The organism is Sinomonas notoginsengisoli (assembly GCF_021554725.1).
GTDB lineage: Bacteria > Actinomycetota > Actinomycetes > Actinomycetales > Micrococcaceae > Sinomonas > Sinomonas notoginsengisoli.
In genome coordinates this window covers 222,412-232,505 of sequence record NZ_JAIZDP010000005.1, presented here as the reverse complement: position 1 = coordinate 232,505, position 10,094 = coordinate 222,412, and the positions used below count along the sequence as shown (strand labels likewise).

10 protein-coding genes are annotated in these 10,094 nt (G+C 67.0%); 1 reads left to right on the top strand and 9 read right to left on the bottom strand.

From position 1 onward, the window contains the following. From LF262_RS11065 to LF262_RS11050, 4 genes are all read right to left on the bottom strand, one after another. The coding region (locus LF262_RS11065; protein ID WP_235780431.1) for a hypothetical protein at window positions 1-907 on the bottom strand (907 nt) is incomplete at its 3' end. A 230-nt stretch (window positions 908-1,137) separates the two neighbouring features. Further along, window positions 1,138-1,629: a regulatory protein RecX gene (locus tag LF262_RS11060; protein ID WP_235780430.1), complete on the bottom strand. Its 492-nt coding sequence runs from the start codon at window positions 1,627-1,629 to the stop codon at window positions 1,138-1,140. 69 nt (window positions 1,630-1,698) lie between these two features. Beyond that, on the bottom strand, window positions 1,699-2,751 hold the full coding sequence (gene recA / locus LF262_RS11055; protein WP_235780429.1) for a recombinase RecA: 1,053 nt from the start codon (window positions 2,749-2,751) through the stop codon (window positions 1,699-1,701). Window positions 2,752-2,970: 219 nt separating this feature from the next. Beyond that, on the bottom strand, window positions 2,971-3,192 hold the full coding sequence (locus LF262_RS11050) for a DUF3046 domain-containing protein (protein ID WP_235780428.1): 222 nt from the start codon (window positions 3,190-3,192) through the stop codon (window positions 2,971-2,973). 74 nt (window positions 3,193-3,266) lie between these two features. Here LF262_RS11050 and LF262_RS11045 point away from each other — a divergent pair, with 74 nt between their 5' ends. After that, window positions 3,267-3,728 carry a MarR family winged helix-turn-helix transcriptional regulator gene (locus tag LF262_RS11045; protein WP_235780427.1) on the top strand — a complete coding sequence of 154 codons (462 nt, stop codon included), beginning with the start codon at window positions 3,267-3,269 and terminating at the stop codon, window positions 3,726-3,728. Window positions 3,729-3,733: 5 nt separating this feature from the next. Here LF262_RS11045 and LF262_RS11040 read toward each other — a convergent pair whose 3' ends face one another. From LF262_RS11040 to LF262_RS11020, 5 genes are all read right to left on the bottom strand, one after another. Further along, entirely contained in the window at window positions 3,734-4,159 is a 426-nt protein-coding gene (locus LF262_RS11040; RefSeq protein ID WP_308190526.1) for a helix-turn-helix domain-containing protein, read from the bottom strand. Window positions 4,160-4,326: 167 nt separating this feature from the next. Further along, on the bottom strand, window positions 4,327-4,842 hold the full coding sequence (locus LF262_RS11035; protein WP_235780426.1) for a CinA family protein: 516 nt from the start codon (window positions 4,840-4,842) through the stop codon (window positions 4,327-4,329). Further along, window positions 4,839-5,429 (bottom strand): CDP-diacylglycerol--glycerol-3-phosphate 3-phosphatidyltransferase, encoded by a 591-nt coding sequence (gene pgsA, locus LF262_RS11030; RefSeq protein WP_308190525.1) that lies wholly within the window; start codon window positions 5,427-5,429, stop codon window positions 4,839-4,841. Before pgsA ends, LF262_RS11035 begins: the two co-directional genes overlap by 4 nt. Window positions 5,430-5,438: 9 nt before the next feature. Further along, window positions 5,439-8,318, bottom strand: coding sequence for an FtsK/SpoIIIE family DNA translocase (locus LF262_RS11025; protein WP_235780424.1), 2,880 nt, complete (start codon window positions 8,316-8,318; stop codon window positions 5,439-5,441). A gap of 84 nt (window positions 8,319-8,402) precedes the next feature. Then, complete coding sequence (locus LF262_RS11020; protein ID WP_235780423.1) at window positions 8,403-10,094, bottom strand: ribonuclease J; 1,692 nt, start codon at window positions 10,092-10,094, stop codon at window positions 8,403-8,405.

Genomic DNA, 10,094 nt, shown 5'->3' with positions numbered 1-10,094 from the left:
GAGCGGCCTGAGGTACGGGCGCCGACTGGGGACGGGCCTGAGGTGCGGGATTGAGCACACTGCCCGCTGCCTGCTGCTGTTGGGCCAGAGGCTGCGCCGCCTGCTGCACTGTCTGGCTTGCGCGCTGCGCCGCGGCTGCGTCAGCGACCCGGCGCTGGGCCTCGAGCGCTGCCTGCTCTGCGGCCCGCCGCTTCGCCTCCTGAGCGGCCGCATAGGCAGCTTGGGCAGCCTGGCCTTCACGGTAACTGCGTTCCACCGATACGGAGGTTCCCTTGAGGTCGGCGAGCTGGGCGAGCAACGTGTCCTCCCGCTCCTGGGTCTGGGCAACCACGGTCTGGGCTTCCTTCTGGGCCGACTGGGCATCCGCAAGCTGACGGGCCGCGGTTGCCGCGAGGTCTGCGAGCGCGTCCTTCGCGGCGCGGGACTTGTCCTCGGCAGCCGTCGCGGCATTGGCCGCGACGCGGTACTCGGCAACCGCTTGCGCGGCCTGGTCGCCGAGGACCTGGAGCGTCTGCAGCCTGCCGATGCCATCGGGCTGGTTGAGGACCGAGAGAGTCTCGATCGGACCGGTGGGAGACCCGCCCATGTAGGAATCGGCGGCGAGCTGTCCGGTAGCCCGCTGGGCGGCATCCCGTTCCCCTGCCCGCTTCGCGGCCTCCTGCTCGAGCACGGCCACGACCTGTATCTGGTCGGTGACTGCTTGGGCTGCCTTTGCGGACGCTGCGCCGGCCGTCACAGCCTTGGCCGAGGCATCAGCAGCCGTCCCCTCTACCGTTGTCAGGAGGGAACCGATCCTGTCCGACTCGACTTTCGCCGAGTCGGCATTCGCCTTGGCCGTCTGGACTTCCGCCCACGTGGGATACCCAGTGGGAGGCGCGTTATCGTCAGCAAGTGCCGAGGGCGCCATGGCTGGTGCCATGCAGGCGAACGACACGGCGAGAACAAGCGCACCACGCACGCCTTTGGCACGCCTCGCCACGCTCACTCCACGTCGAGATTGCACACCTTAGAGAATACCGCAGTAATCCCATCTGTCACCCTAGTCACAGAAATCCCATCAGCGACGCCGACACGCCGGGGCCTGCCGACTTCTCAGGAGCACGCCGAGTTTTTGGAGCACCGTCAGCATAGAGGCCGTCAGTAAGGGCGCTGCTCAAGCACATTGTCTCCGGAATCGGCGTCGATCACCTGTGCTGCAAGGCGGAACGCAGAACCGGGCGAGTGTCCCTTCCGCGCGAGCAGGCCGACGAGCCGCCGCAGCTCCTTGTCCCGTGCGGCAGGGTCTGTCCGGTCGAAGGGCCGCACGCGCCGCGCGAGGAGGCGGCGCGCGGATTCCTCCTCGGCGTCCGGAGTCAGCTCCTCGAGGGCCTCCTCCGCCAAGTCGCCGGTGATGCCCTTCTCGTTGAGCTCGCGCCGGAGGGCCGAGCGTCCGAGAGACTTCGCCTCGCCGCGTCCCCGTACCCACATCCGCGCGAATTCGGCGTCGTCGACGAGGCCGACGTCCTCGAAGCGGTCGAGGAGGGCCGCTGCGACCTCCATCGGAACGTTCCGGTCACGCAGCTTCCGCTCGAGCTGAAGCCGGCTGCGTGGGCCGAGGGTCAGCTGCCGAAGAAGGATTGCACGCGCCACCGACTCCGAATCTGCCTCCGGGTCCTGCTCCGGTGGCGGTGGGGCCTGCCGGCCCCGGCGTACTACCACCTATTCGCCGTCGACGGCCTTGAGGCGCGGCTGCTCCTCGTCAACATCCTTCTTGACGCCGACTCCGAGCTTCTCCTTGATGAGTCGCTCGAGCTCGTCCGCGAGCTCGGGATTGTCGCGAAGGAAGCGCCGGGAGTTCTCCATGCCCTGGCCCAGCTGATCACCGTCGTAGGTGAACCACGAGCCGGACTTCTTGATGATGCCGTGCTCGACACCCATGTCGATGATGCCGCCCTCACGGGAGATGCCCTGCCCGTAGATGATGTCGAACTCGGCCTGCTTAAAGGGCGGGGCCATCTTGTTCTTGACGATCTTGGCCTTGGTACGGTTGCCGACGGAATCGGCGCCTTCCTTGAGCGTCTGGATGCGACGGACGTCAATGCGCACCGAGGCGTAGAACTTGAGTGCCTTGCCGCCGGTGGTCGTCTCAGGGGAGCCAAAGAAGACGCCGATCTTCTCGCGGAGCTGGTTGATGAAGATAGCCGTCGTCTTGGTTTGGTTGAGGCGCCCGGTGACCTTGCGGAGTGCCTGGCTCATGAGGCGGGCCTGGAGTCCCACATGGCTGTCGCCCATCTCGCCTTCAATCTCCGCCCGCGGCACGAGGGCTGCCACGGAGTCGATCACGATGATGTCGAGCGAGCCCGATCCGACAAGCATGTCCATGATCTCGAGCGCCTGCTCGCCGGTATCCGGCTGGGACACCAGCAGCGCATCGGTGTCCACACCGAGCTTGGCCGCGTACTCCGGGTCGAGTGCGTGCTCCGCGTCGATGAATGCGGCGATGCCGCCGTTCCGCTGTGCGTTCGCGACAGCGTGGAGCGCGACCGTCGTCTTACCGGAGGATTCGGGGCCATAGATCTCGACGACTCGGCCGCGCGGGAGGCCACCGATGCCGAGCGCGACGTCAAGCGCGATGGAGCCTGTGGGGATGACCTCGATCGGCGCCCGGGTGTCGTCCCCCAAGCGCATGATCGATCCCTTGCCGAACTGCTTGTCGATCTGGGCGAGAGCCGCCTCGAGCGCCTTCTGGCGCTCCGGCGTTGATGCTGCCATGGGTCTACCTCCGGTCGGGTTATTCGCGGCAGGGCCTGTCCTGCCTGCCGCACCTCCATGCCGCTCACGCTACCGGCGCCCACTGACAGTCGTAGCCCGCGACTGCGGTATGTGGACATTTCGGCGCACTTCGCAGGTGGAATCCTCTGTGGAGGACATTACCGCTTCCCCGAACACATCTTCGACTCATTGGCGGCGTGTCGCCACATCCTCGCAAGTTCAGTCCTTGATGGGACGATCCCTGCCGAGCCGGCGCTCAGGGGGCACATCCTGGAGCTCGCAGACGGCAAGCCACACGCTGCGAGGATGCACACCGGCCCTCAGGGCCTCCTCGGCGGTGCGCCCGCCGACTGCGGCGAGAACGGCAGACCCGGCCAGGACATGTGCATAGCCTGCTCCGAACTCGTCATCCATCAACCGCCAGAAATCACTGTTCCGCATCGGTTCATTCTCCCTCAGGCAGCGACAGGAGCCCACCGCCCCGGCTGAGGGCACTTGGCAGCCTAAGATGAGGTATGTCCAGCCCGCGAGTGTCCGCCGCATTCGATGACGCCCTGACCGACGTCGAGCGGCAGCTCGGCGTCTTCTGGCGGCGCGGCCGTGCTGCATCCCTAGGGCTGTCCCGAGAGCTCCACCCCGATCTCGATCCAGCGGCTTACGGGCTCCTCACGATCCTCCACGGTGGGGGTGCACAGCGGGTGACCGATCTCGCCGCGACGGTCGGCGTCGGGAAGCCGACCGTCAGCCGGCAGGTTGCGCTGCTCGAGGAGATCGGGCTTGTGGCCAAGGAAGCCGACCCGCACGACCGCCGGGCCCAGCAAGTAGCACTGACCCCCACGGGGCTAAAGCATGTCGAGGAGCTGAAGGGCCGCCGCCACGAGTTCTTCGCTGAGCGGCTGGCATCATGGGAGACCGCGGAGTTGGCAGATCTGGCCCTGTATCTCCGGCGCCTCAACGAGGCCCTCCTCTGCTCCTGACGACGTCAGCTGATCTTCGTCAGCTCGGCGTCCAAGTCCGTGTTCATGTCGCGCCCATACCGCTGGGCGAATTCCTGCGGCACTGTGTCGGGGATGGTGACACCCTCGGCGACTGCTACCCGGTCGCTGACCTCGCGCAGCATGACTGAAAGGGGCACATCAAGGGCAGAACAGATCGACGAGAGCAGTTCGGAAGAGGCTTCCTTCTGACCGCGCTCCACCTCACTCAGGTAGCCCAGCGACACACGTGCGTTGTGCGAGACTTCACGGAGCGTACGGCCCTGGCGCTGACGGACGTCGCGGAGGACGTCTCCAATCTCATGACGCAGAACAACCATCTTGCGCTCCTTCTGTTCCTGCTTACCGATCTCGGCCAAGCCCACGTCACGCCAGCGCACCACGCCGTTGACGGATACGGGCTGCTTAACCATGTGTATCGATGTGCTCCTTGGTTCGGGCGCCCCGTCTCCCGGGGCTCCAGTGTGAATCATCCTAGTGGTGCCGCCGATCATTGACGACACTATCGATAACTCCTGCAGCACCAGCATTGTTCCCCGGAAAGCGGCGACTCCAACAAACTCACAGCTGGCTTCCAGTATCAGGTGGCGGCTTGCAAGGCACCAAGCAGCCCTTCGAGGGCAGCACGCGTCGCAGCGGCGCGGATGGCGGGCCTGTCCCCTACGAGAACGTGCTCGCGGACAGTCGTGCGGCCGGGCCCTGACACCGCGACGAAGACCGTGCCCACCGGCTTGCCGTCATGCGGCTCGGGACCCGCTGCGCCGGTCGTCGCAACCCCGTAGTCGGCACCGCAGACTCGCCGGGCCCCGTCGGCCATCTGCCGCGCCACCTCTGGGTCCACCGATCCGGCCTTGGCGAGCAGCTCGCGGGATACGCCGAGCACGTCGGCCTTGACTCCACTCGCATAGCTCACGACCCCTCCCCGGAGCATCCCGGAGGCACCCGGCACGTCGGCGAGGGTAGCCGCCACGAGCCCAGCAGTGAGCGATTCGGCGGTGGCCACGGTGACCCCGCGGGCGATGAAGGCCTCCACGACCGCGCGCGCCGTCGCCCCGGCACCGCTCCGGCCCTCCGTTGCCTTCAACGGTACGGTCACTTCCCTCCGAGCGCATCTGCCCGCAAGCGAACCGCCTTGACCAGGTAGTCGATCCCAGTCACCACCGTCACCGCCAGGGCAAGAACCATGGTCCAGAAGGCGATCGCCGCCAGGACTGGAACCGCGGGCGTGAGCGGGAACAGGTACAGCAGGATCGCGACCGTCTGCAGCACTGTCTTGAGCTTGCCGCCCGGGGAGGCGGGCATCACGCCGTACCGGATCACGACAAAGCGCAGCGCCGTGATGCCCCATTCGCGCACGAGAATGAGGACCGTGATCCACCACGGCAGTTCACCGAGCACGGAGAGGAGCACGAGCGCCGAGCCCGTGAGGAGCTTGTCCGCAATCGGGTCCGCGATCTTGCCGAAGTCGGTGATGAGGTTGTGCTTGCGCGCAATCGAGCCGTCGAGCTGGTCTGTGTAGATCGCGACGGCGAAGAGGACGAAGGCCACCCATCGCAGCACACCGCCATGGGAACCGTCTGCCAGCAGCGACCAGATGAAGAACGGGACCAGGACGATACGCACCATCGTGAGGATGTTCGGCACGTTCCACAGCTGGGAGGACGCCGACGGCGAGGTGGTCACCGTCCCAGCCTATCGTCCGGTGAGCGACCACGCGTCCTCGCCGCCCTCACCGTCCCTGTCATCGTCGTGGTAGTCGACCGCCTGCGGCCGCGAGTCGAGGTCCTTCGTGACGAGGTCTTCGGCGTAGGGCGAGTCCACCTCGTACTCGCCCGTGTGGTGGTTGGCGCTCCCGTTGTCGGCCAGGGCGTGGTCCGTGGGGCTAGCAGCGGACGACGGCGCGTCCTGCCCCCGCAGCGCGGCGAGCACCGCTGGCAGGTCGTCGGGCTTGACGAGGACGTCGCGTGCCTTCGACCCCTCGGATGGGCCAACCACGCCTCGGCTCTCGAGAAGGTCCATGAGGCGGCCGGCCTTCGCGAAGCCCACTCGGAGCTTGCGCTGGAGCATCGACGTCGAGCCGAACTGGGTCGTCACGACAAGCTCCGTGGCCTGGAGCAGCACCTCGAGGTCGTCGCCGATCTCCTCGTCGATCTGCTTCTTCTCGGGTTCGACCGCGACGTCGTCGCGGTACGTCACCTTGAGCTGGCCCTTGACGTGCTCGACGACCCTGTGGATCTCCGATTCGGAGACCCATGCCCCCTGCACGCGCATCGGCTTCGACGCCCCCATGGGGAGGAACAGGGCGTCGCCCTGGCCGATGAGCTTCTCCGCTCCCGGCTGGTCGAGGACAACCCGGGAGTCGGTGACCGAGGAGGTCGCGAAGGCCATGCGGGAGGGGACATTGGCCTTGATGAGACCTGTGACGACGTCGACCGAAGGCCGCTGTGTCGCGAGGACGAGGTGGATGCCCGCCGCGCGCGCGAGCTGCGTAATGCGCACGATCGAGTCCTCGACGTCGCGCGGCGCCACCATCATCAAGTCCGCGAGCTCGTCGACGATGATGAGCAGGTAGGGGTAGGGTCGCAACTTGCGCTCGGACCCCGGCGGCGGAATGACCTTGCCCGCACGGACGGCCTTGTTGAAGTCGTCGATGTGCTTGTAGCCGTAGTTGGCGAGGTCGTCGTATCTGGCGTCCATCTCCCGCACAACCCACTGGAGCGCCTCGGCCGCCTTCTTCGGACTCGTGATGATCGGCGTGATGAGATGCGGGACGCCCTCGTAGGCGGTGAGCTCGACCCGTTTGGGGTCGACCATGACCATGCGAACCTCGTCTGGGGTGGAGCGCATGAGGATCGAGGTGATCATCGAGTTCACGAACGAGGACTTGCCCGCGCCGGTCGCGCCGGCCACGAGCAGGTGGGGCATCTTGGCGAGGTTCGCGACGACGTAGCCGCCCTCAACGTCCTTGCCCACGCCCATCACCATGGGGTGCTCGGTGCGGCGGGCGTTCTGGCTGCGCAGCACGTCGCCGAGCGAGACCGTCTCGCGGTCCGTGTTCGGGATCTCGATGCCGATCGCGCTCTTGCCCGGGATCGGGCTGAGGATCCGCACGTCCGAGCTCGCGACCGCGTAGGAGATGTTCTTGCTCAGCGCGGTGACCTTCTCGACCTTCGTGCCCGGAGACAGCTCGATCTCGTAGCGCGTGACCGTGGGGCCACGGGAGAAGCCGGTCACCTCCGCATCGACGTTGAACTGCTGGAGCGTGTTGGTCAGCGCGGCCACGACGGCGTCGTTGGCCTCCGTCCGCTCTTTCGGCGCAGACCCCTGGACGAGGAAGTCCGACTGCGGGAGCGTGTACGCGACGTCGCCCGAAAGCTGGAGCTGTTCGGTGCGCTGCGGAATCGGAGTGGGCGGCGGGGTCGGGGCGACGGGATTCGACGGGACGTGGACAGCAGAGCCGGGGTTGGGCGTGGGAAGGCCCACGGTGGGGATTGCCTCGGTGGCGTCGCTCACGCCGTCGTCCCCGCTGGGGGCCTGAGCGTCCCGTCGCCCCTGCGCCGCACGGATCTTCTGGATCGCAGCCTCAGCTTGGGACCGGCCCTGCGCGGGCGCCGGGAGCGCGGCGGTCGCCCCCGGATCATCGACGACGGCGCGCTCGTACGGCTCGTCACCGGCGAAGCCGTCGGTGCGCTCGGCCGGATCCTCGTCATCCCTGCCGAACAGCCGCCGTTTCTTCTTGCGGCGCTCCTTCGCCGCGCCTTGGGCCCGCCGCTCCGAGTCGTAGAGGTAGCTGCGATCGTGAGCGTCCTGTTCCTCGGGGGCGAGGTCGAGGCCCATGAGGTGCTCCCATCCGGAGCGGAGGCGGCGGGGGATTGCCGCGAACGGCGTTGCCGTCACGATGAGCACCGAGACGAAAGCGAGCGCCGAGTAGATGACGATGGGCACTGCTGGGTGGACAGCAGCCAAGAGCGAGGCGGCGAGGAAGCCGAGCATCCCTCCGGCGCCCTGCAGTCCCTCGAAGCCGTTCGCAGCCGAGGGCAGGCCGCCGAGGACGTGGGCGAGGCCCGTCGCTGCGAAGGTCATGACGATGAACCCGATGCCGACTCGGTTGTTGCCGCGATGGTCAGCCGGCTTGCGGAAGAGCCGGAACGCACATGCTCCCAGCATGAGCGGCAGGAGGAGCGAGACCCAGCCGAACGTGCCGTTGACCACGGCGTAGACCGCATCAGGGAACCAGCCCTTCCAGCCCCACCATGCGAAGGTCGCCACGAACACGGCCAAGACGAGGTTGAACAGTGCGGCGCCGTCCCGGCGCGATTCGGGGTCAAGGCCGCTCACGTCGGTACCGATGCGGCGCACACCGCCACCGACCGCGTGGGCGAGCGCCCCCCACGTGGCTCCGATGACCCGGGCGAGCCAGGGCTGCCCGGTGTGAGAACTCGTGACGCCACGCGATGCCGTACTCCCCTTCCCCGATGTGGCGCGGGATGAGCCGGCGCGGGATCGGCCGCCTGACGTGGCCGTGGCCTGCGTCGAGCGTGTTCTAGGCGTGGGGGAGGTACGAGTCGCCATATTGGCCACCGTACCCCGAAAGGCCGCCGCTTCCGCGGATTTCGACGGGAGCGGCGGCCTGAGGGGGTAGGGAGTAACTGTCTGTCAGGCCTCGAGGACGACGGGAATGATCATCGGCTTGCGGCGCAGCTTGCGGCTGACCCATGTGCCCATGACACGGCGGACCACCTGCTGGAGCTGGTAGGCCGTGTGGTCCGACTTTGCGAGGATGGCCTCCTCGAGGGCCTCGTTGATCCTGGGGACGATGTCGTCGAAGACGGCGTCATCCTCGGCCACACCGCGTGCATGGATCTCCGGACCCGTGACGACCTTGCCCGTGGAGCGGTTCACCACGGTGATGACCGAGATGAATCCCTCCTCGCCGAGGATCCGGCGGTCCTTGAGGTCGACGTCGGTGATCTCACCGACGCTGCTGCCGTCTACGTACACGAATCCGACCTCGACCTGGCCGACGATCCTGGCGATGCCGTCCGCAACGTCGACAACGGTGCCATTGTCCCCGAGGATCACGCTCTCCGGATCCATTCCCGTCTCGAGCGCGAGGTTGCCGTTGGCGATGAGATGCCTCGTCTCACCGTGAATGGGCATGGCGTTGAGCGGTTCGACAATGTTGTAGCAGTAGAGGAGCTCGCCCGCGGCCGCATGGCCCGAGACGTGAACCTTGGCCATGCCCTTGTGGATCACCGTGGCGCCTAGCTTGAGCAGGCCGTTGATGACCCGGAACACCGCGTTCTCGTTGCCGGGGATCAGCGAGGAGGCGAGGATGACCATGTCCCCCTGGTTCACCTGCACACGGTGGTCGCCGTTCGCCATCCGGGACAGAGCCGCCATCGGTTCGCCCTGGGATCCGGTGGACATGAGCACGAGGCGGTGGTCCGGGATGTCGTCGATCGCCTTCATGTCCACAAGGATGCCCGGCGGGATGTCGAGGTAGCCGAGCTTCGCAGCGATACCCATGTTCCGCACCATCGACCGTCCCACGAAGGCGACCTTGCGGCCATGGTGATGGGCGGCGTCGAGCACCTGCTGTACGCGGTGGACGTGCGAGGAGAAGCTGGCCACGATAATCCGTTTACGGGCCTGCCCGAAGAGGCGGTCCAACGTGGGGCCGATTTCCTTCTCGGCGGTCGTGAAGCCGGGGATGTCGGCGTTCGTCGAATCCGCCATGAACAGGTCCACGCCCTCCTCGCCGAGACGGGCGAAATGGCGGAGGTCGGTGATGCGCCCGTCAAGGGGGAGCTGGTCCATCTTGAAGTCCCCGGTGTGCAGGACCGTCCCGCCGGCGGTGCGGATGAACACCGCGAGGGCGTCCGGGATGGAGTGGTTGACGGCAACGAACTCGGTCTGGAACGGGCCGAAATCGAGTACCTGGCCTTCCTCGACGACCCGGAGCACGGGGTTGATGCGGTGCTCGGCAAGCTTCGCCTCGACCAGTGCCAAGGTGAGCTGGGACCCGACTAGCGGGACGTCGCGGCGATGGCGAAGGAGGTAGGGGACAGCGCCGATGTGGTCCTCGTGGCCGTGCGTGAGCACAACGGCGAGGATGTCCTGCACACGGTCCTCGATGTACGAGAAGTCCGGCAGGATGAGGTCGACGCCGGGCTGGGTCTCCTCGGGGAAGAGGACGCCGCAGTCGACGACGAGGAGCTTGCCCTCGATCTCGAATACGGTCATGTTCCGCCCGACCTCGCCCAGCCCGCCAAGCGGGACGACCCGCAGGGTCCCCGGTTTCAGCGAGGGCGGGGTGGTGAGGACGGACAGGGCTCGTTGGGTCAT